General features: G+C 67.7%; 20 protein-coding genes. 12 read left to right on the top strand and 8 right to left on the bottom strand.

Features of this window, described 5'->3' with window-relative positions; genetic code table 11:
* Positions 1-12: 12 nt before the first annotated feature.
* Both flgL and AC5LXK_RS15960 read left to right on the top strand, forming a co-directional pair.
* A complete protein-coding gene (flgL, locus tag AC5LXK_RS15965) occupies positions 13-1,248 on the top strand; it encodes a flagellar hook-associated protein FlgL (protein ID WP_493389669.1) in 1,236 nt (411 codons plus the stop codon).
* A 261-nt stretch (positions 1,249-1,509) separates the two neighbouring features.
* The gene (locus tag AC5LXK_RS15960; RefSeq protein WP_493389668.1) at positions 1,510-2,817 is read left to right on the top strand and encodes a solute carrier family 23 protein; all 1,308 of its coding nucleotides are present in this window, start codon (positions 1,510-1,512) and stop codon (positions 2,815-2,817) included.
* Between the two features lie 37 nt (positions 2,818-2,854).
* Here AC5LXK_RS15960 and AC5LXK_RS15955 read toward each other — a convergent pair whose 3' ends face one another.
* Positions 2,855-3,739 carry a transcriptional regulator GcvA gene (locus tag AC5LXK_RS15955; RefSeq protein WP_493389667.1) on the bottom strand — a complete coding sequence of 295 codons (885 nt, stop codon included), beginning with the start codon at positions 3,737-3,739 and terminating at the stop codon, positions 2,855-2,857.
* A gap of 96 nt (positions 3,740-3,835) precedes the next feature.
* On the opposite strand from AC5LXK_RS15955, the gene AC5LXK_RS15950 reads away from it, so the two are divergent.
* Together AC5LXK_RS15950 and AC5LXK_RS15945 are read left to right on the top strand one after the other, a co-directional pair.
* Positions 3,836-4,462 carry a chromate transporter gene (locus AC5LXK_RS15950; RefSeq protein ID WP_493389666.1) on the top strand — a complete coding sequence of 209 codons (627 nt, stop codon included), beginning with the start codon at positions 3,836-3,838 and terminating at the stop codon, positions 4,460-4,462.
* The gene (locus tag AC5LXK_RS15945) at positions 4,459-4,986 is read left to right on the top strand and encodes a chromate transporter (protein WP_493389665.1); all 528 of its coding nucleotides are present in this window, start codon (positions 4,459-4,461) and stop codon (positions 4,984-4,986) included. Before AC5LXK_RS15950 ends, AC5LXK_RS15945 begins: the two co-directional genes overlap by 4 nt.
* An 18-nt stretch (positions 4,987-5,004) precedes the next feature.
* Here the strand turns inward: AC5LXK_RS15945 and AC5LXK_RS15940 are convergent, their stop codons facing one another.
* On the bottom strand, positions 5,005-5,343 hold the full coding sequence (locus tag AC5LXK_RS15940; protein ID WP_493389664.1) for a hypothetical protein: 339 nt from the start codon (positions 5,341-5,343) through the stop codon (positions 5,005-5,007).
* Positions 5,344-5,622: 279 nt separating this feature from the next.
* On the opposite strand from AC5LXK_RS15940, the gene AC5LXK_RS15935 reads away from it, so the two are divergent.
* The 8 genes from AC5LXK_RS15935 to AC5LXK_RS15900 all read left to right on the top strand — a co-directional run bounded on the left by AC5LXK_RS15935 (position 5,623) and on the right by AC5LXK_RS15900 (position 13,805).
* A complete protein-coding gene (locus AC5LXK_RS15935; protein ID WP_493389663.1) occupies positions 5,623-6,321 on the top strand; it encodes a YoaK family protein in 699 nt (232 codons plus the stop codon).
* 328 nt (positions 6,322-6,649) lie between these two features.
* Positions 6,650-7,771: a porin gene (locus tag AC5LXK_RS15930; protein WP_493389662.1), complete on the top strand. Its 1,122-nt coding sequence runs from the start codon at positions 6,650-6,652 to the stop codon at positions 7,769-7,771.
* Positions 7,772-8,047: 276 nt separating this feature from the next.
* Positions 8,048-9,190: a porin gene (locus AC5LXK_RS15925; RefSeq protein ID WP_493389661.1), complete on the top strand. Its 1,143-nt coding sequence runs from the start codon at positions 8,048-8,050 to the stop codon at positions 9,188-9,190.
* A 293-nt stretch (positions 9,191-9,483) separates the two neighbouring features.
* A complete protein-coding gene (locus tag AC5LXK_RS15920) occupies positions 9,484-9,708 on the top strand; it encodes a hypothetical protein (protein WP_493389660.1) in 225 nt (74 codons plus the stop codon).
* Positions 9,709-9,952: 244 nt separating this feature from the next.
* Positions 9,953-11,308 carry a glutathione-disulfide reductase gene (gene gor / locus AC5LXK_RS15915; RefSeq protein ID WP_493389659.1) on the top strand — a complete coding sequence of 452 codons (1,356 nt, stop codon included), beginning with the start codon at positions 9,953-9,955 and terminating at the stop codon, positions 11,306-11,308.
* 652 nt (positions 11,309-11,960) lie between these two features.
* The gene (locus AC5LXK_RS15910) at positions 11,961-12,632 is read left to right on the top strand and encodes a CsgG/HfaB family protein (RefSeq protein WP_493391234.1); all 672 of its coding nucleotides are present in this window, start codon (positions 11,961-11,963) and stop codon (positions 12,630-12,632) included.
* Between the two features lie 56 nt (positions 12,633-12,688).
* Positions 12,689-13,120: a DUF4810 domain-containing protein gene (locus AC5LXK_RS15905; protein ID WP_493389658.1), complete on the top strand. Its 432-nt coding sequence runs from the start codon at positions 12,689-12,691 to the stop codon at positions 13,118-13,120.
* Between the two features lie 10 nt (positions 13,121-13,130).
* Positions 13,131-13,805, top strand: a complete 675-nt coding sequence (locus tag AC5LXK_RS15900; protein WP_493389657.1) for a DUF799 domain-containing protein — start codon at positions 13,131-13,133, stop codon at positions 13,803-13,805.
* A gap of 93 nt (positions 13,806-13,898) precedes the next feature.
* On the opposite strand, the gene AC5LXK_RS15895 is transcribed toward AC5LXK_RS15900, so the two are convergent.
* From AC5LXK_RS15895 to AC5LXK_RS15870, 6 genes are all read right to left on the bottom strand, one after another.
* A complete protein-coding gene (locus AC5LXK_RS15895; protein WP_493389656.1) occupies positions 13,899-15,200 on the bottom strand; it encodes an NAD(P)/FAD-dependent oxidoreductase in 1,302 nt (433 codons plus the stop codon).
* 24 nt (positions 15,201-15,224) lie between these two features.
* Positions 15,225-16,529: an NAD(P)/FAD-dependent oxidoreductase gene (locus tag AC5LXK_RS15890; protein ID WP_493389655.1), complete on the bottom strand. Its 1,305-nt coding sequence runs from the start codon at positions 16,527-16,529 to the stop codon at positions 15,225-15,227.
* 98 nt (positions 16,530-16,627) lie between these two features.
* Entirely contained in the window at positions 16,628-18,214 is a 1,587-nt protein-coding gene (locus tag AC5LXK_RS15885) for a DUF3138 family protein (protein WP_493389654.1), read from the bottom strand.
* Positions 18,215-18,330: 116 nt separating this feature from the next.
* Positions 18,331-19,170: an ABC transporter permease subunit gene (locus tag AC5LXK_RS15880; RefSeq protein WP_493389653.1), complete on the bottom strand. Its 840-nt coding sequence runs from the start codon at positions 19,168-19,170 to the stop codon at positions 18,331-18,333.
* A complete protein-coding gene (locus AC5LXK_RS15875; protein ID WP_493389652.1) occupies positions 19,167-20,153 on the bottom strand; it encodes an ABC transporter permease subunit in 987 nt (328 codons plus the stop codon). Before AC5LXK_RS15875 ends, AC5LXK_RS15880 begins: the two co-directional genes overlap by 4 nt.
* Before the next feature lie 10 nt (positions 20,154-20,163).
* On the bottom strand, positions 20,164-21,318 hold the full coding sequence (locus tag AC5LXK_RS15870) for an ABC transporter ATP-binding protein (RefSeq protein ID WP_493389651.1): 1,155 nt from the start codon (positions 21,316-21,318) through the stop codon (positions 20,164-20,166).
* Positions 21,319-21,394 lie beyond the last annotated feature (76 nt).

Raw genomic sequence — 21,394 nt, 5'->3', positions numbered from 1 at the left:
GGGATCGAAGCCATGCGGATTTCCACCACGCAGTTCTACCAGATGAACGTCGCGCAGATGAACGATCAGCAGGCGCAGCTCTCGCAGCTGTACCAGCAGATCTCGAGCGGCGTGAGCCTCGCGACGCCTGCCGACAACCCGCTCGGCGCGGCGCAGGCCGTGCAGCTGTCGATGACGTCGGCGACGCTGTCGCAGTACGCGTCGAACCAGAACACCGCGCTGTCGTCGCTGCAGGCGGAAGACCAGTCGCTCATCAGCGTCAACAACCTGCTGAACAGCATTCACACGGTCGTGATCCAGGCCGGCGACGGCTCGCTGTCCGACAGCGATCGCGCGGCGCTGTCGACGCAGCTGCAGGGTTATCGCGACCAGCTGATGACGCTCGCGAACTCGACGGACGGCGCGGGCAATTACCTGTTCGCGGGCTTCAAGACGGGCACGGCGCCGTTCTCGAACGCACCGGGCGGCGGCTCGACCTACAGCGGCGACACGGGTTCGCGGCAGGTGCAGATCGCCGACACGCGCTCGATTGCGCAGGGCGACAGCGGCGCGAGCGTGTTCCTGTCGGTGCCGATGCTTGGCAGCCTGCCGGTGCCGCTCGCCGGCGCGAGCAATACGGGCACGGGCACGATCGGCGCGGTGACGATCACGAGCCCGTCGGCTGCGACCAATACGCACCAGTTCACGATCGCGTTCGGCGGCACGGCCGCCGCGCCGACCTATACGGTCACCGACAACACCGTCGTGCCGCCGACCACGACCGCCGCGCAGCCGTATTCGAACGGTGCCGGGATCACGCTCGGCAACGGCCTGTCGGTGGCCGTGTCGGGCAAGCCGGCCCCCGGCGACACGTACACGGTCACGCCGGCGCCGCAGGCCGGCACCGACGTGTTCGGCGCGCTCGACACGATGATCGCCGCGCTGAAGGTGCCGATCAGCAGCAACACGACCGCCGCGACCGCACTCGCGAACGCGATGACCACCGGCACGACGAAGCTGAACAACATGATGACGAACGTCCTCACCATTCAGGCGTCGGTCGGCGGTCGCGAGCAGGAGGTCAAGGCGATGCAGACCGTGAACCAGACCGCCACGCTGCAGGTCAGCAGCAACCTGGCCGACCTGACGAGCACCAACATGGTGACGACGATCAGCCAGTTCCTGCAGATGCAGAACGCGCTGACGGGTTCGCAGAAGGCGTACGCGCAGCTGCAGAACCTGTCGCTGTTCCAGTACATCAACCCCTGACACACGACGCGCCGGCAACGATGTGAGCGCACGCTTGCGTCGCGGCCGGTGCGAGCCGCCCTCCGCGCATCGCGCGCGGACGGGCGCCTCACCGGGCCGCGCGGTCGCGCACCGGTTCCCGCACTCGGCCAGCCGCGCGCCGCGCTTGCCGGCCTCGCGTATCTGCCTGCTTGCCAGCCCCATTTCCGCTCCGTAAACTCGCGCCAGATTCCAGACCGGCGCCCCCTTGGCAGCCGGCGACCGACAGGAGCCCTTTTTCCCATGTCCGATTCCTATTTCCCGCGCTGGCGGGTGCAATCGACCGGCGCGGCGTCGCGCGTGGTCGGTACCGACGAGCGCCTGCCATGGCCGCAGATGGTCGCGATGGGCGTGCAGCACGTCGTCGCGATGTTCGGCTCGACCGTGCTCGCGCCGCTGCTGATGGGCTTCGACCCGAACCTGTGCATCTTCATGTCGGGCATCGGCACGCTGCTGTTCTTCGTGCTGGTTGGCGGCCGCGTGCCGAGCTACCTCGGGTCGAGCTTCGCGTTCATCGGCCTCGTGATCGCGGTGACGGGCTACGGCGGCAGCGGCCCGAACGCGAACATTCCGGTCGCGCTCGGCGGGATCGTCGCGTGCGGGGTCGTGTACGTCGCGCTCGGCGCACTGGTGCAGGTGATCGGCACGCGCTGGATCGAGACGCTGATGCCGCCCGTCGTGACCGGCGCGGTCGTCGCGGTGATCGGGCTGAACCTTGCGCCGATCGCGGTCAAGGGCGTGGCGGCTTCAACCTTCGACTCGGTGATGGCGCTCGTCACGGTGCTGTGCGTCGGCGGCGTCGCGGTGTTCGCGCGCGGGATGATGCAGCGCCTGCTGATCCTCGTCGGGCTCGCGATCGCCTACGCGATCTACGCGATCGCGACCAACGGCATGGGCCTCGGCAAGCCGGTCGACTTCTCGATCGTCGCGCATGCCGCGTGGTTCGGGATGCCGGCGTTCACCGCGCCGGTGTTCGATCCGCACGCGATGCTGATGCTCGCGCCGGTCGCGGTGATCCTCGTCGCCGAGAACCTCGGCCACATCAAGGCCGTCAGTGCGATGACGGGCACCAGCCTCGACCGCTACATCGGCCGCGCGTTCATCGGCGACGGGCTCGCGACGATCGTGTCGGGCAGCGTCGGCGGCACGGGCGTCACGACGTATTCGGAGAACATCGGCGTGATGGCCGTCACGCGGATCTACTCGACGCTGGTGTTCGCGGTCGCCGCGGTGATCGCGATCGTGCTCGGCTTCTCGCCGAAGTTCGGCGCGGTGATCCAGACGATTCCGGGCCCCGTGCTCGGCGGCGTGTCGATCGTCGTGTTCGGGCTGATCGCGGTGACGGGCGCACGGATCTGGGTCGTCAACAAGGTCGATTTCTCCGACAACCGCAACCTGATCGTCGCGGCCGTCACGCTCGTGCTCGGCGCCGGCGACTTCTCGCTGAAGATCGGCGGCTTCGGCCTCGGCGGGATCGGCACCGCGACGTTCGGCGCGATCATCCTGTACGCGATCCTGCGCAAGGAAAAGGAACCTGGCCCGGTGGTCTGACCGGGTGCGGGCGGCGCAACGCCGCCCGCCGGCGCCCTCACGCGCCGGTATTCGACTGCGCCTGCAGCCACGCGCAGAACTGCGCGACGAGCGGATCGTCGGCCGGCGCGCCGGGCGCGATCCACCAGTAGCTGCGCGTCGCGATGCGGGGGCCGGGCAGCGGCATCACGAGCCGGCCGCTCGCGAGTTCGTCGTCGATCAGCGGCAACGGACCGAGCGCGACGCCCAGCCCGTCGACGGCCGCCTGCAGCGCCAGGTAGAAATGGTCGAACGACTGCCGCTTGCGCCCCTTCATCGTCACACCCGCCGCCGCGAACCAGTCGCGCCAGCCTTCCGGCCGCGTATCCGAATGCAGCAGCACGTGTCGCGCGAGATCGTCCGCGCGCGCGATCGGCGCGCGCCTGAGCAGCGCCGGGCTGCAGACCGGGATCACGCTTTCGTCGAGGAAGTGGCCGCTCGCGCAGTTCGGCCAGTGGCCGGGGCCGCGGCGGATCGCGACATCGAAGCCGTTCAGCGTGTCGAGCGGCGCGTTCGACGTCGACAGCTTCAGCTCGACGTTCGGCACGTCGCGCTGGAACCGCGACAGGCGCGGCAGCAGCCATTTCATCGCGAAGGTCGGTAGCGCGTTGATGCGCAGCACGCGTGCTGCCCCCGTGTTGCGCAACTGCTCGGTCGCGTGCGCGATGCTGTCGAACGCCGCGCGCACGGTGTCCAGGTAGCGGCGGCCTTCGTCGGTGAGCTTCACGCGCTTGCCGTAGCGGTGGAACACCGGCTTGCCGAGCCATGCCTCGAACGCGGCGATCTGCCGGCTGATGGCACCGTGAGTCACATGCAGCTCATCGCCAGCGGCGCTGAAGCTTTCATGTCGTGCCGCGGCTTCAAAGGCCCGAAGCGCGGAAAAAGGCGGGAGATCGCGTGCCATGCTTGTGATTCTAGATCACAAGGGAGTGCCGATAAAATCGTTTTGCCGGAATCCTGAACGGCGGTAACCTCGGTTCACCGTTTGATGAGGATCCCCATGCAATCCGTTTCTTCGCCGCCTGCCGCGGCGCCCCGCAGCGTCGGCCTCGCCGAGCTGTTCACCGGTTTCCTGTCGCTCGGCCTGATGTCGTTCGGCGGTGCATTGCCGTTCGCGCGGCGCACCATCGTCGACGAACGCAAGTGGCTTTCCGCCGACGAATTCACCGATCTGCTCGGCCTGTGCCAGTTCCTGCCGGGCGGCAACGTGATCAACCTGTCGGTCGCGGTCGGCATGCGTTTTCGCGGCGTCGCCGGTGCGTTCGCCGGCATTCTCGGGCTGATCGCGGGCCCGACGCTCGTCGTCGTCGCGCTCGGCGTGCTGTATGCGAAGACGCAGAACGATCCGCACGTGCAGCACCTGTTCGCGGGGCTCGCCGCCTCGGCCGCCGGGCTGCTCGTCGCGATGGCCGTGAAGGTCGCGAAGCCGTTGCGCCACGCGCGCGCGGCGGCCGGCATTGCCGCGCTCGCGTTCGTCGCGATCGCGGTGCTGCGCATGCCGCTGCTGACCACGATGCTCGTGCTGACGCCCGTCAGCATATGGCTCGCGTCGCGTCGCCGCGAGCCGGGCACGCCGCAACCGGCGCGGGCTGCCGCGCGCGATACGCAGCCGGGAGGCCGGTCATGAGCGAGACGCTGGTCGCCATCGCGACGATCTTCAGCCAGCTGTCGCTGCTCGCATTCGGCGGCGGCAACACGATCCTGCCGGAGATGCAGCGGCAGGTCGTCGACGTGCATCACTGGATGAGCGCGCACGAGTTCACCGCGCTGTTCGCGCTGGCCCAGGCGGCGCCCGGGCCGAACATGATGATCGTGTCGCTGGTCGGCTGGCACGTGGCCGGCTGGGCCGGGCTGCTGGTCGCGTCGCTCGCGAAGTTCGGGCCGTCGTCGATCGTCACCGTGCTCGCGCTGCATGCGTGGGAACGCTTTCGCGACCGGCCGTGGCGCCGCTACGTGCAGCAGGGGATGATGCCGGTGACGGCCGGGCTTGTCGCGGCGAGCGCGGTGCTGATTTCCGAGGCGTCGAACCGCACCGCGATCCAGTGGGGCATCACCGCCGCCTGCGCGGTGCTCGCGTGGCGCACCCGCATCCATCCGCTGTGGCTGCTCGCGGGCGGCGCGCTGATCGGGCTCACGGGCATCGGGCAGTGAGCGGCCCGCGGCCGCGGGCTACCGCGATGCCGGCAGGTCGCTGTTCACGAGGCCGAGCAACCGGCCGCGTTCGCCGCCGACATCGTCCGTCGCATCCGGCCAGTCGACCACGAACCCCGCATCGAGCGCGTCGCGCATGATCGTGCCGTAATCGGCCTTCCCGAGCCTGCCGCCGCGCAACGCGTCGGCCACCTCGTGTTTCAGCTTCGGCGTGAACGACGGATAGGCGTCCACCAGCGCCGCATACTGGCGCGCATCGATCTCGCCCGATTCGCGGTTGAATGCCCAGACGGCCACCAGCACGATCGCGGCGAACGGGATGACCGTAAAGCGCAGGAAGAACTTCGCGAGTGTCATTCGAAGGCCCGGTGAAGAGAGGCGGGGAGGCGGCCGGGCCGCAGTCGGGCCCGGTATACTCGGCCGGTCCCGCGGCGATGCAACCCGCGCTGCCGGCCCGTTCCGGGCGGCAGCGATGCGCGGCGGGCGCCCGTCTCCCGACGACGAGCATTATATTGGCGCGCGGCACGCGGCGAAGCCCGGCCGCGCAGCGCCGGCGGTGTGTCGCACCCGCCGGCTGGATCGAATTTCGCACCGCCCGCCGCGCGCGGCCGGGCGGCGCGCACCACGGGAGGATCGATGGATCTCGACGGCGCCAGCCGCAATCTCACCGTCGCCGCATTGCTGACGCTGTCCGGCGGCTACCTCGACGCGTACACGTACGTCGGCCACGGCCACGTGTTCGCGAACACGATGACCGGCAACGTCGCGCTGCTCGGCATCAACCTGTCGGCCGGCGAATGGGCCGCCGCGCTGCATCACGTGCCGCCGCTCGTCGGCTTCGTGATCGCGGTGTTCGTCGCGCACCTGCTCGGTCTCGCCGCGCAGCGCGGCTGGATGCGGCATACGGCATTCGTGAGCCTGATCGTCGAGATCGCGTTTCTCGGCGTCGCCGCGAGCGGCCTCGTCGGCGCGTCGAGCGCATGGCTGATTCCGGGCATTTCGTTCGTCGCGACGCTGCAGACGCTGTCGTTCACCCATCTCGAGGAACTGTCGTACACGTCGGTGATGACGACCGGCAACCTGCGGCGCGCCGCGCAGAAGCTGTTCGTCGGGCTGATCCCGCGCTACGACGCGGGGGCGCTGCACGACTCGGCGCTGCTCGCGACGATCAGTTTCTGCTTCCTGGCCGGTGCGGTGGTCGGCGGCCTCGTGACGCGGCTCGTGCCGGACATCGCGCTGTGGGGCGCGGTGCTGCTGCTCGTCGGCGCATTCGCGGAGATCGTGCGGCGCGCGTGGCGCCGGCATACGGCCGACGGCGGGCCGGCGGCGGCATGACCGCGCATCCCGCGGGCGCCCCGGTGCGCCCGCCCCTTCCGCGGCGCCCGCCGCGCGATCCTTACAGACCCGACGCCTCGTAAGCTGTGCGGCCGCGAGCGGCCCGGCCGTGCCGGATGCCTGCCGGACGCCCGCCGGGCGTGCGTTGCCGTGCGTAACGTTGTGCGTGGGCGACAGTTCCGCCATTACCGCGCATTTCAATTTCTTTCAGCGATCGCACTCGTCATATGATTCAGGCCACATCGCGCGCGCCATGAACGTGTGCGATCGCCACCCGGCTGCGCACGCGGCCGGCCATGAATGGAGACACCTACAAAAAGGAAAGCTCATGAAGCAGACCACCCGACTCGCAGCCATCGCAGGGGGCGCCGCGCTCGCATTCGCCAGCCAGTACGCGGCCGCACAAAGCTCGGTCACGCTCTGGGGCGTCGCCGACGCCAGCATCCGTTACCTTACCAACGCCAACGCCAAGAACGACGGCCTGCTGTCGATGACCAACGGCGCGATCACGAACAGCCGCTTCGGCATCTACGGCACGGAAGATCTCGGCGGCGGCCTGAAGGCCGTGTTCAACCTCGAAAGCGGCGTGAACCTGCAGAACGGCGCATTCGCCGACAGCGGCCGCCTGTTCAACCGCGCAGCGTACGTCGGCCTGCAGAGCCCGTACGGCACGGTGACCCTCGGCCGCCAGAAGACGCCGCTGTTCGACCTGCTGTCGGATACCTACGATCCGCTGACGGTCGGCAACTACCTCGAAAACGCATGGCTGCCGGTCGCACTCGGCGGCGGCCTGTATGCGGACAACCAGATCAAGTACACGGGCAAGTTCGAAGGCCTGACCGCGAAGGCGATGTACTCGACCGGCACCAACTACGAATCGACCGGCGCCGGCGGCTTCTCGGGCCAGGTGCCGGGCTCGCTCGGCAAGGGCAATGCGTGGGGCGTATCGCTGTCGTACGTGATGGGCCCGCTCAGCATCGCGGCCGGCGCGCAGCAGAACAGCGACAACTCGGCGCGCAAGCAGACGATCTACCACGCGAACGTCGTGTACGCGTTCAGCAAGGCGAAGATCTACGCGGGCTACCTGCGCTCGAAGGACGACACGGGCTTTGTCGACAGCCTGCTCGCCCAGCAGACGATTCCGGTCGCGAAGGGCACGGGCCGGATCGACGACGGTCCGTTCGCGGGTGTGAGCTGGCAGGTCAGCGCGCCGCTGACGCTGACGGGCGCGTTCTACTACGACCACATGCGCAATGCGATGACCGCGAACGGCACGCTCGCGAGCGGCAACCGCTACGCGGTCGTCGGCATCGCCGAGTACGCGCTGAGCAAGCGCACCGAAGTCTACGGCACCGTCGACTTCAACAAGACGAGCGGCGCGGCGAACGTCGAGCTGCCGGGCCGCAGCAACCAGACGGGCATCGCGATCGGCCTGCGCAACATCTTCTGATCGACGGACGGTTCGTCCGGTCGCATTCCGAAAGGCGCCGCAAGGCGCCTTTCGGTTTTTGACGGACGCGTCGCGGGTTCGCGCAGGTTCGGTGCAGACAGGCAAGTCATGCCGCACGGTCATGACTTTTCGCCGAATCGGCAATTTTCAGCAAGGTTTCGTCTTCGGATAATGCGCCAGACAGCCGGATCGCCCGTCGCGGCGCGTGCCCGTGCGGCACGCAATCGCCATGCAATCGATTCGGACTCTGAAATAAAATGACCGGAGACGAAAACCATGAAAGCATTCGTTGCGGCGGGCGCCGCCGTGCTGGCCGCGTTCGCGTGCGCGCCGGCGTGCGCGCAGAGCAGCGTCACCCTGTACGGCGTCGTCGATACGGGCATCGAATTCGTGTCGCATGCCGATCCGGCGGGCGACAGCGTGGTGCGCATGCCGGGCATCACCGGCGAGCTGCCGTCGCGCTGGGGGCTGCGCGGCAACGAGGCGCTCGGCAGCGGCTGGCGCGCGAACTTCGTGCTCGAAAACGGCTTCAACCTGCGCAACGGTGCCGCGAACCAGGGCGGGCGGCTGTTCGGCCGGCAAGCCTGGGTCGGTCTCGACGGCCCGTACGGCAGCCTGAGCTTCGGCCGTCAATACACGATGACCTACTGGGCCATCACCGACGCCGATCTGCTCGGGCCGGACATCTACGGCGGCCTGGCGTCGTTTGACCAGTACCTGCCGAGCGCGCGCAGCGACAACACGGTCGCGTACAAGGGCGCGTTCGGCGGGCTGACCGTCGGTGCGACCTGGTCGTTCGGCCGCGATGCGGCCGGCACCGGCAATTCGCCCGGGCAGGGCACGTGCGCGGGCCCGGTGCCGGGCAGCGCGCAGACCTGCCGCGAATGGTCGGCGATGCTGCGCTACGACGCGCACGGCTTCGGCGTGGCCGCCGCGTACGACGAGCAGCGCGGCGGCCCGGGCGCGGCCGCGAACTTCTACGACGGCGTCGCGCCGATCCCGTTCACGCAGCCGGGCGACAAGGACGTGCGCATGCAGCTGAACGGTTACGGAGAATTCGGCGCGTGGCGCTTCGGCGGCGGCTGGCTCGGCCGCCGCGTGCGGCTCGTGTCTTCGGGCACGCCGAACGTCGGCTACGACCAGTTCTTCCTGACTGCGTCGTGGCGGGCCGCGCCGTTCCTGATCGTCGACGGTGGCGCATACCGGATCGTCAACAGCGAGCACGACGCGCGCGGCACGATCGGCGTGCTGCGCGGCACCTACCTGCTGTCGAAGCGCACGGCTGTCTACCTGCAAGGCGCGTATCTGTGGAACAGCGCGCACGCGCAGTACACGGTCAGCCAGGGCGGCGGCGGCACGACGCCTGCGCCCGGCATGACGCAGCTTGGCGTGATGGCCGGTATCCGGCACCAGTTTTGAGCCGGGCGGGCGGCCCGGGTGCGCGCTATTCGGCGTTTGCTTCATCAGGTTGCGTAATCCGTAAGCGATCCGTCGGCATACCAGAACATACTTTGACAATGCGCGCGCGTGCTTTCCGCTACGCTGCGTGCATGGTCCGCGTGTGCCGCAATGCTTGCGCGGGCGTCGTTCCGGCGCGCGCTTCGCGTGCGGCCGGCCTGGTGCGTAACTTGTGTATCCGGTGATGACAATCGCGGTCTGCCGGTTTTTTTCGTGGGACGATGCGCTCACGATTTTCTTGAAAGGGGATGACGATGGGTATCCTGGACACCGTGGGTGAAATCGCTGGCGCAGTCGCCGCCGTTGAAGGCGCGGAAAAGCTGGATCCGGATGCGGGCCTGCTGACCAAGGCGGCCGCGGCCGTCGCCGGTTTCAAGGGCGCGGAAGCGCTCGAAGGTCTCGTCGAAAAGAAGAAGGACGACGAGCAACCGGCAGACGACACGCAGGCGACGGACGGCAGCGACACGTCGCAGGCATGAGCATGGCGGCTGGTCCGGCCGTGGGCGCGCCCTTCGCGCGCCCGGGCGGACCGGTGCCGCGCAGCCGGCAGGTCGGGCATGCGGTCGATCGGTGACGCATGGCACACCCGGCAGCTGGTTTGACCGGCGAGAGGCAACGTCTCTCGCCGTTTTTTATTGGGCGCGCGCCTGGTTGGGCCGTGCGCCGCACGAATCCCCGAATCTTGCTATCGTGCCGTCATCCGAACTGCGATGAGGGAATGCGATGGATTTCGACTACGACCTGTTCGTCATCGGCGCCGGCTCGGGCGGCGTGAGGCTTGCGCGGATGTCCGCGTCATACGGTGCGCGCGTCGGCATCGCGGAAGAAGAGCAGATCGGCGGCACCTGCGTGCTGCGCGGCTGCATCCCGAAGAAGCTGCTCGTCTACGCATCGCACTATCCGCATGAAGTCGAGGACGCGAAGGGCTTCGGCTGGACCTTCGGCGCCGGCACGCTCGACTGGCCCGCGCTGATCGCGGCGAAGGACCGCGAAATCAACCGGCTGAGCGACATCTACATCAACCTGCTGCGGCAGTCGGGCGTCGACATGCACGCCGGCCGCGCGACGCTCGTCGATGCGCACACGGTCGCGATCGGCGGGCGCACGATCCGCGCGCGCCACATCGCGATCGCGACCGGCTCGCGTCCGTCGTTGCCGTCGCGGCCCGGCATCGAGCATGCGATCACGTCGCGCGAGGCGCTGTCGCTCGCGACGCTGCCCAGGCGCATCGCGGTGGTCGGCGGCGGTTATATCGCGGTCGAGTTCGCGGGCATCTTCAACGGCTTCGGCAGCCATGTCGACCTGTTCTACCGCGGCGAGAAAATCCTGCGCGGCTTCGACGACGACGTGCGTCAATTCCTGACCGACGAGATGACGAAGCAGGGCGTTGCGATCCACGCGCGCGCGGTGGTCGAGTCGATCGAGCGGGCGGACGACGGCACGCTGAGCGTGCGCGTCGGCGACGTGCGGCACGGGCCGTACGACGCAGTGCTCTATGCGACCGGCCGCGTGCCGAACGTCGACGGGCTCGGGCTCGAACAGGCGGGCGTGATGCTCGATGCGCGCGGCGCGATTGCCGTCGATGCGTATTCGGCGACGTCGGTTCCGTCGATCCATGCAATCGGCGACGTCACGTCGCGGCCGCAGCTCACGCCGGTCGCGACGCGCGACGGCGGGCTGCTTGCGCGTACGCTGTTCGGCGGGTCGCGCGTCGCGGCCGATCACGCATACGTGCCGTCGGCCGTGTTCAGCCAGCCCGAGGTCGCGACGGTCGGCCTGACCGAGGCCGATGCGCGTCACGCGCACGGCGAAGTCGACATCTACCGCACGTCGTTCAAGGCGCTGCGCCACACGCTGTCGGGCCGCGACGAGCGCACGATGATGAAGCTCGTCGTCGCGCGCGACAGCCAGCGCGTGATCGGCGCGCACATGGTCGGCCGCGACGCGGGCGAGATCATCCAGGGCATCGCGATCGCGATTCGCGCGGGGGCGACGAAGGCGCAGTTCGACGACACGATCGGCATTCATCCGACCGCGGCCGAGGAGTTCGTGACGATGCGACAGAAAGTGGCCGACTAGCGGGAACGGCACGCGCGCGTCTGCATGCGCGCGTGCGGCTCGATTACCGGATCACGCATTGGCCGGCGAGCCGTCCTGTTTCACGGTAAAGCCGAACGCGTTTCGGCGATTATTTTCGAGATATTGATAATGCCGAACAGGCATGCCGGGAATGCATCTTGATATTGCCGGATTGAACGCGGGTCGGGCATTGCGGTGCGCGGAAATCGGCATGCTCCGGATGATTCCCTTGCAAGCCTTCCCCCGTGGTGGTTTGCGCGCGATATTGCCGTGTATTTAATATAAGTACGAAAATCGTCAACTATTATCAAGAACCCCCGTCTCGATAATCAGGCTTGATATGATCGCGCAAAATCATATACGGGGCCGGCCATGCGCGATCAACAGCGCAGTAATCAGAATAACGGGGTAATCCACGTGCGCGAGGCAGTCGCGCATCGATTTTCCCGTCCGCTTTTTGCCGCAACCCATCCGTTGCGCGTACCCATCCATCCGATACCGCGATCGCCGGCCCGGCGATGACGGTGCACGCGCGCATCGCGCCGATGCGCGCGTATCCGCTCGCGCCGCAGCCGTTTCGAGCGCCGGTTCGCCAGCGAGCCGGCGCGCCCGCCCGGCGCCATTTTTCCATGCAAGGAGACCAGCAGTGAACATTCAGACACGACGCACCGTCCTCGTGGCGGCGGCGGCCGTCGCCGTGCTGTCCGGCTGCGCGACCGAATCGTCGCGCACGCTCGACGTGCCACCCGTCAGCAGCGCGCAGAAGCCGTATGCCGGCAAGCCCGTTGCGATCGCCGTCGGCAAGTTCGACAACCGCTCGAGCTACATGCGCGGGATCTTCTCCGACGGCATCGACCGCCTGGGCGGACAGGCGAAGACGATCCTCGTCACGCGCCTGCAGCAGAGCCGGCGCTTCAACGTGCTCGATCGCGAGAATCTCGACGAGATCAAGCAGGAAGCCGGCTTCATGAAGAAGGCGCAGGCCGTGAAGGGCGCGAATTACGTGGTGACCGGCGACGTCACCGAGTTCGGCCGCAAGGACGTCGGCGATCAGCAGCTGTTCGGCATTCTCGGCCGCGGCAAGACGCAGGTCGCGTACGCGAAGGTCAACCTGAACATCGTCGACACGACGACGTCGGAGGTCATCGCATCGAGCCAGGGCGCGGGCGAGTTCAGCCTGTCGAACCGCGAGGTGATCGGCTTCGGCGGCACGGCGGGCTATGACTCGACGCTCAACGGCAAGGTGCTGGACCTCGCGATCCAGGAAGCCGTGAACCACCTCGTCGACCAGGTCGACGCCGGTGCGCTGAAGGCGGCGCAGTAAGTCCCGCGCGCAGGACGGCGCGGACGAATCATTTCATTACCAGAAGAGACAAGACCATGAAACGGGGAATCTGGCTGCCGGCGACGGCGGCTGCATTGCTGCTCGCGGGCTGCGCGGCGCCGACCACGCCGCCGCTTTATCAATGGACCGGCTATCAGCCGCAGGTGTACGAATACTTCAAGGGGCAGCAATCGCCACAGCAGCAGATCGACGCGCTCGAAAAGGCGCTGCAGGAGATCCGCGCGCAGGGCCGCACGCCGCCGCCGGGTTTCCACGCGCATCTCGGAATGCTGTATGCGAGCGTCGGCAACGGGCAGCAGGCCGAACAGGAACTGCAGGCCGAGAAGCAGCTGTTCCCGGAATCCGCTGCGTACATGGATTTCCTGATGAAGAAGAAAGCCGGCGCATCGAACGCCGCGAATCCGGCGGCAGCCGGCCAGACGGTCGCCGCCCAGAAGCCTGCCGATTCGAACCCCGCCAAACAGTGACGCGCCCGCCATGTTCAAGACACTTTCATTCAAGCTGCTGTCCGTGCTGTCGATCGCCGCACTGCTGAGCGCATGCGCGCAGCCGGTGCAACGCCCCGATTACACGGCGTTCAAGAAGAGCCAGCCGCGCTCGATTCTCGTGCTGCCGCCGGTCAACGAAACCACGGACGTCGGCGCGACCTACGGCGTGCTGTCGCAAATGACGCAGCCGCTTGCCGAGTCGGGCTACTACGTGGTGCCCGTCGCGGTGATGGACGAGACCTTCAAGCAGAACGGCTTGACGAACGCGACCGATATCCAGGCCACGTCGCCCGCGAAGCTGCGCGAGATCTTCGGCGCGGACGCCGCGCTCTACTCGAAGGTCACGCAGTACGGCTCCGTGTATCAGCTGGTCGACAGCACGACGATCGTCTCGGCATCGGCGAAGCTTGTCGACCTGAAGAGCGGCGACGTGCTGTGGCAGGGCGAGGGCCGGGCGACCGGCAAGGAAATCGGCAACAGCATGAGCGTCAATGCGTTCGGGATCGTCGGCGCGCTGGTGCAGGCGGCCGTCAAGCAGGTCGCGCACTCGCTGACCGACGAAGCGCATGACGTGGCGGGGCTGACGAGCAGCCGGCTGCTGTCGGCCGGTCCGCCGAACGGGCTGCTGTACGGGCCGCGCTCGCCGAAGTACGGCACGGACTGACGCGCGACGGCCTTCTCGACGGCCTGACGTCAGCCCGGCCGGCCGCGCGAAAGCGCGGCCGTTCTGCCTCCGCGCGCCGATGCTTCGTGATGCTCAATGCACACCGAACGCGTCGAGCATCCGGTACCAGCCCATCGCGAGCACCAGCGCCGGCGTGCGCAGCGCCTCGCCGCCGGGGAAGTCCCGATGCCGGATCTTGTCGAACAGGTCGAAGCGGCTCGCCTGCCCGTCGATCGCCTCGGCGATCAGCTTGCCTGCGAGCGCGGTCGTGTTCACGCCGTGCCCCGAAAATCCCTGCGCGAAGTACATCGTCGGCGCGATGCGGCCGAAGTGCGGCGCGCGGTTCATCGTGATGTCGACGAAGCCGCCCCATGCATAGTCGACCTTCACGTCGGCGAGCTGCGGGAACGTCTTCAGCATGTCGGCGCGCATCGCTGCGGCGAGGTCGCGCGGCTCCCGCGTCGAATAGCTGACCTTGCCGCCCCATACGAGCCGCGTATCGGGCGCCGGGCGGAAATAGTCGAGCACGAAGCGGCTGTCGCAGATCGCCGCGCGCGCGGGCATCAGCGCGGCGGCGCGCGCTTCGCCGAGCGGTTCGGTCGCGATCACGTAGGTGCCCACCGGCATGATCTTCTTCGACAGTGCGGGGGCGAGCGTGCCGACGTAGGTGTTGCAGGCGAGCACGACGAAGCGCGCGCGCACGTTGCCGCCGCTCGTCTCGACGACGTGGCCGCCGGATACGTCGCGCACGCGCGTCACGCAGCTGTCCTCGTGGATGCGCACGCCCGCATCGGTTGCCGCGCGCGCGAGGCCGAGCGTGTAGTTGAGCGGATGCAGGTGGCCGCTGTCGGGGTCGTACAGGCCGCCGCAATAGCGCGCCGACTGCACGTAGTCGCCGAGTTCGTCGGCTTCGACGAAATGGAAGCGGTCGTAGCCGAACCGCTTCGCGGCTTCGTCGCGCCAGCGCTTCAGCGAATCGGCGTCGCGCTCGGTGTTGGCGGCGGTCAGGTAGCCGGGCACCAGTGCGCAGTCGATGTCGTGCTGCGCGATGCGCGACTTCACGAGCGACAGCGTTTCGAGCCCCATGTCCCAGATCCGCTTCACGTCGCCTTCCGGCATGAATTGCCCGAACGTGTCGATGTCGCACGCAAAGCCGCCGATCAGCTGGCCGCCGTTGCGGCCGCTCGCCGCCCATCCGACCCGCGACGCTTCGAGCACGACGACCGAATGGCCGCGTTCGGCGAGGTTGAGCGCGGCGGACAGGCCCGTGAGGCCCGCGCCGATCACGCATACGTCGGCGTCGGTCGTGCCGGCGAGCGGCGCGTGGCGGGTCGTATCGTTGGCGGTCGCCGCGTAGTACGACGCGACGTGCGGCTGGTTGGCGAATGTCTGCATGGTAGGAGAAAGGAGTGAGAGGGCTCAGAACAGTTCGCGCACGCGGTGGTACAGCATCCCGAGTTCGAGCGCGGGTTGCCACCACGCGTCGCCGCCGGGAAAGCGTCGGTGACGCACGCGTGCGAACAGATCGAACGCGCGCGTGTCGCCCGCGATCGCGCCGGCGACCGCGCGGCCGGCGATGCCGGTGAGCGCGACGCCGTGTCCGCTGAAGCCCTGGACGTAGAAGAAGTTCGGATCGATCGCGCCGAAGTCCGGCGCGCGGTTGCGCGTGACGTCGACGAAGCCGCCCCACGCGTGCTCGACGCGCACGTCGCCGAGCTGCGGGAACACGCCGACCATGCGCTGCCGGATCGCTTCGGCGAGCACGGCGGGCGATGCGCCGGCCGAGTTCGCGCGGCCGCCGAACAGCATCCGGTGATCGGCCGACAGCCGGAAGTAGTCGAGGAAGAAGTTGTTGTCGCACACGGCTTCGCGTCGTGCGATCAGTGCATCGGCGCGTGCCTGGCCGAGCGGCTCGGTCGCGATGATGTACGACGCGATCGGCGCGATGCGCGCGGCGGTCGCGGCCGGCAGCACGCCGCCGGGCCCCGCGTTGCAGCACGACACGACGAAGCGGCAGCGCACTTCGCCCGACGGCGTGCGCACGATGGGTCGCGCGCCGCGCACGATATCGAGCGCCGGTGTGTGCGCATACAGCGCGACGCCTTCGCGCCGTGCCGCATCGGCGAGGCCGAGGCAGTACTTGAGCGGATGCAGGTGGCCGGACAGCGGATCGTGAACGCCGGCCAGATAGCGCGTCGACGCAATGCGTGCGTGGATCTCGCCGGTGTCGAGCCACGCGAGCGACGGATGGCCCCAGCGCGACGTGGCCGCGTTCATCCACGCGTGCAGGTCGTCGATGCGGCGCGGCTTCGTCGCGACCGTCAGGTAGCCGCGCGTGAAGTCGCAATCGATCCCGTGGCGCGCGATGCGCTCGGCGATCAGCGCGACACCGTCGAGCGACAACGACCACGCGGCACGCGCGCCGTCGGCGCCGAGCTGCTGCTCGATCACTTCGTCTTTCGCGAAGCCGGTGATTGCCTGGCCGCCGTTGCGGCCCGACGCGCCCCAGCCGGGCCGGTGTGCATCGATCACGGCGACGGACAGCCCGCGTGCGCGACAGTCGAGCGCCGTCGACAGGCCCGCGAAGCCGGCGCCGATCACGCAGACGTCGACGTCGATCGCGTCCTCGAGCACCGGGTCGTCAACCAGGGGCCGCGTGGCCGTTGCTTCGTAGTACGAGTCGCGCGCGAGCGCATCGGCGCGGCGGGTGAAAGACTGCGTCATGAAACCGACTCCCTCGAAAAGGCTGCCACCTGCGCGCAGCCGCCCGGAAAACGGCGCGGGACGCCGTGCGCGCGGCACGGCGTCCCGCGTGTGCTGCGTCAGAACGAATAGATGAACTGCGTCGCGAGCAGATCGTTGGACTTGCCGTACGACCCGTCGTTGCGCAGGAACACCCGGTTGTTCGCCCAGTCGTGCCGGTATTCGACCTTCACGGTGATCTGCTGGGTCGGATAGAACAGCAGGTCGAGCGCGACATCCTGGCGGATGGCGCCCTTGCAGTCGAAGCCGAGACCGCCGTTCGCCTGCGACGTCGCCACGCAGTTCGCGTCGACGCCGAAGCCGTTGTTCGGATCCATCCCGTTGCCGTTCAGACCGATGCCGCCGCCGCCGCCGCCGTTCTTGCTGTTCACGAGGGCATCGTAACGCAGCGTCACGCCCATGCGGCCGACCACCGGTGCATTGAACTTGCGGTGCGCGAGCAGCGACAGGCCGTACCACTGCGCGAGGCCGCCGTTGAATGCCGCATGCTGTTGCTGGCCGTAGTCGACTTCCGCGTTGTACTGGATGTCGGCGAGCGTGTAGGTCGCGTCGGCTTCCGCGAAGAAGAACGTGCCGTAGCCGCTCGGCGCTGCGCCGCCGGGGCCGTAGTGCACGACGCCGTTCTTGTCGATCGAGCTCGACAGCGTCTGCCGCCCGATGTTGAACGACCCGCCGAGGTCGAGTGCGCTCGACCACGTGTAGTCGGCACGCGCGGTGAAGGTCGGCACCTTGTTGCTCGTCGTGATCGGATCGCCGAGCGCATTGGTGCCGGTCGTCGTGACCGAGCCGTACGTGCGGTACTGCTCGTTGCCGACGAAGAACTTCCACGCCCAGTTGCCCTTCGTGTAGTTCGCACCGGCGCCGACGTAGCTGCCCGGATCGGAGAAGTCGTACAGCAGGTTGTGCGTGAGCGTGAGCATCTGGTTCGACTGCTGCACCTCGTAGCCGCCGAAGCTCGGGATCAGGCCGGCGACCAGCGTCGTTTCGGCGGTGATCGGCACGTTGATGACTGCCGTGTTCAGCAGGTTGTCGGTGATCGAGCCGCGCGAGTTCTGCAGCAGCGTGATGCCGTTGCCGCGGTTCGGCATCAGCGTGATCTCGGCCGACGGCGCCATCGGGCCGACACCGAACGTCTTCTTGATGTCGAGGTAGAGGTCGCCGAACGTGCTGTTGAAGTAGTTGTACGCGTTCTCGTGGTTCGCGAACAGGAACGACGACGTGCCGGCCGCCCGGTTGTACATGTAGGTCGGATCGATGTAGCCCGTGACCGACAGGCCGGCGAGCGGGCCGGTGTTGGCCGCGTCGGTCAGCGAGTCGACCTTCAACTGCTGGTTCGCGATCTGCTGCTTCATTTCGCCGACTTCATCGTTGGTCAGCGTGGCCTGCGCCTTGCCGTAATCCGGCGAGCTCGGGTCGACGGCCACCGCGACGGCCTTGCCGCCGCCGGCGGTAGCGGCGCCTGCACCGGACGTCGCGACCGTCGCGCCACCCGGCTTCGCGGCGAGCTGGGCCTGCATCGCCTTCATCTGTTTCTGCAGCGCCGCGACCTGCGCCTGCAGCGCCTTGATCTCGGCGGAGGTGGAACCGGCCAGCGCGATGCCCGGCAACGCGCCGGCCACCAGCAGGCAGATCAGTTTCTTCTTCATTGCGGATTCTCCTTGTCGTGCGCCTGTCAAATCGGGATCGAATCGCGCGCCCCCCCTGGGGCAGCGCGTCTTGCTTGTCTGCAGTGCTTGTTATCTTTGAAGCAGGAGGGTGGACGTCACGCTGCCGCGAACGCCGCCTTCAAGTCAGCCATGCGGCGTCGTTCGCGCGCGATCATCATCCGGTTCACGACGATCACGCCGATCGTCACGGCCGTGATGAACAGCGTCGCCAGCGCGTTCATCTCCGGGTTCAGCCCCAGCCGCACGCGCGAGAACACCACCAGCGGCAGCGTCGTCGATCCCGGCCCCGACAGGAACGCCGACAGCACCAGGTCGTCGATCGACAGCGTGAACGACAGCAGCCACCCCGACAGCAGCGCCTGCGAGATCAGCGGCAGCGTCACCACGAAGAACACCTTCAGCGGCGTCGCACCCAGATCCAGCGCGGCCTCCTCCAGCGACTTGTTCATCTCCTTCACGCGCGACTGCACGATGATCGCCACGTACGACACGCACAGCATCACGTGACCGATCCAGATCGTCACCATCCCGCGACCCTTCGGCCACCCGAACATCTGCTCCAGCGCCACGAACAGCAGCAGCAGCGAGATGCCCTGGATCACCTCCGGAATCACCAGCGGCGCGTTGATCATCCCCGTGTACAGCGTGAAGCCACGGAAGCGGCCGAAGCGCGCGAGCACGAAGCCCGCCCACGTGCCGATCACCACCGACGCGGTGGCCGTCAACAGGCCGATCTTCAGCGACAGCCACGCGGCCGTCAGCAGCTCGTCGTCCTGCAGCAGCGCCGCATACCACTTCAGCGAGAAGCCCGACCACACCGTCACCAGCTTCGACTCGTTGAACGAGTACACGATCAGGCTGATGATCGGGATGTACAGGAACAGGAAGCCGAAGGCGAGAACGCCCGTCGACAGCGGTTTGCTCGGCTTGATCATTTCGCGTCCTCCAGTTCCTTGACCTGGTAGTACTGGAACAGCGCCATCGGCACCAGCAGCAGCATCACCATCGCGACCGTCACCGCGGACGCCATCGGCCAGTCCATGTTGTTGAAGAATTCATCCCACATCACGCGGCCGATCATCAGCGTGTCGGCGCCACCGAGCAGCTCCGGAATCACGTACTCGCCCACCGCCGGGATGAACACCAGCAGGCTGCCGGCGATGATCCCGTTCTTCGACAGCGGCAGCGTGATGCGCGTGAACGCGACCCACGGCTTCGCCCCGAGGTCGTATGCGGCTTCGAGCAGCGTCAGGTCCATCTTCACGAGGTGCGCGTACAGCGGCATCACCATGAACGGCAGGTACGAATAGACCATCCCGATGTAGACGCCCGCATCGCTGTGATAGAGGCGCAGCGGCGTGTGGATGATGCCGAGCGCGATCAGCGTGTGGTTCAGCAGGCCGTCGTCCTTCAGGATGCCGATCCAGGCGTACACGCGGATCAGGAACGAGGTCCAGAACGGCAGCATCACGGCCATCATCAGCACGTTGCGGCGGTTCGGTTCCGAGCGCGCGATGTAGTACGCCATCGGGTACCCGATCAGCAGGCACAGCACCGTCGACACGGCGGCCATCTTCAGCGAGCTGAGGTAGGTCGCGATGTACAGGTCGTCCTGCAGCAGGAACGCGTAGTGCGACAGCTGCAGCGCGAAGTGCACGACGCCGTCCTTGAACTCGACGAGCGACGTGTACGGCGGGATGCCCATCACCTGGTCGGCGAAGCTGATCTTCAGCACCAGCACGAACGGCAGCGCGAAGAACACGGCGAGCCACAGGAACGGCACGCCGATCGCGACGCTGCGGCCCGACGGCAGGAAGCGCGACAGCACGGCGAAGCGGCCCGGGCGCGACCGGCCGGCGCCGGCGCTCGCGGCGCCGGTCGACACCGGCGTGGAGGGCGTGGAAGCGGAGGTTCTCATCGTGTCGTCCTCATTGCGTCAGCACGACGCCGCTGGCGGGCGACCACGACACGAACACGTCGTCGTTCCACGCCGGCGCATCGTCGCTCATCAGGTGCGAGCTCGACAGGTTCGACACGACCGTCTTGCCGCTCGGCAGGCGCACGTGGTACAGCGAGTAGCTGCCCATGTACGCGATGTCGGTCACCACGCCGCGCGCCCAGTTGTGTTTCGAGCCCGGCTTCTCGCGCGACACGTGCACGCGCTCCGGGCGCACCGAGATGCCGACCGGCATGCCGAGCGGGCCGGTGATGCCGTGGCTCACGTGCATGCGTGCTTCGAGGTCGTCGCTCTCGACGAAGATGTGATCGGGTTCGTCCTCGACCACGCGGCCTTCGAACAGGTTGGTCGATCCGATGAATTCGGCGGAGAAGCGGCTGTTCGGAAACTCGTACACCTCGCCCGGCGCGCCGATCTGCACGATCTTGCCTTCGCTCATCACCGCGAGGCGGCTGGCCATCGTCATCGCCTCTTCCTGGTCGTGCGTGACCATCACGCAGGTCACGTCGACCTTCTCGATGATGTTCACGAGTTCGAGCTGGGTCTTCTGACGGATCTTCTTGTCGAGCGCGGACATCGGCTCGTCGAGCAGCAGCAGCTTCGGGCGCTTGACCAGCGAGCGGGCCAGCGCGACGCGCTGCTGCTGGCCGCCGGAGAGCTGGTGTGGCTTGCGCTTCGTGTACTTGCTCATCTGCACGAGCGCGAGCGCATCGGCCACGCGCTCCCTGATCTCGTTCTTCGGCGTGCCTTCCTGCTTCAGGCCGAACGCGACGTTCGATTCGACCGTCATGTGCGGGAACAGCGCGTAGGACTGGAACATCATGTTCACCGGGCGGCGGTACGGCGGCAGCGACGCGAGGTCCTCGCCGTCGACGAAGATCTTGCCGGAGGTGGCCGTCTCGAGCCCGGCGAGCATGCGCAGCAGCGTCGACTTGCCGCAGCCGGAGCTGCCGAGCAGCGCGAACAGCTCGTTCTTCGCGATCGTCAGGTTCACGTTGTCGACGGCCGTGCTGTCGCCGAATTTCTTCACGACGTTCTCGATTCGGACGAATGCGTCGTTTTGCGTACGGGCCGCAGCGGCCGGTTGGGTCTGTCGTGCAGCAGCGGAAGAGGGTATCGATTGCATGGGAGTCACCATTCGTTCTTCACGGATTGCAGGCGTGAGCGTCCCCGCACGAGGCGCGCAACGCGACTCGCGGACA

Source organism: Burkholderia pulmonis (assembly GCF_984667975.1).
The sequence above is the reverse complement of the archived record's forward strand: the minus strand, read 5'-3'. Positions and strand labels throughout refer to the sequence as shown.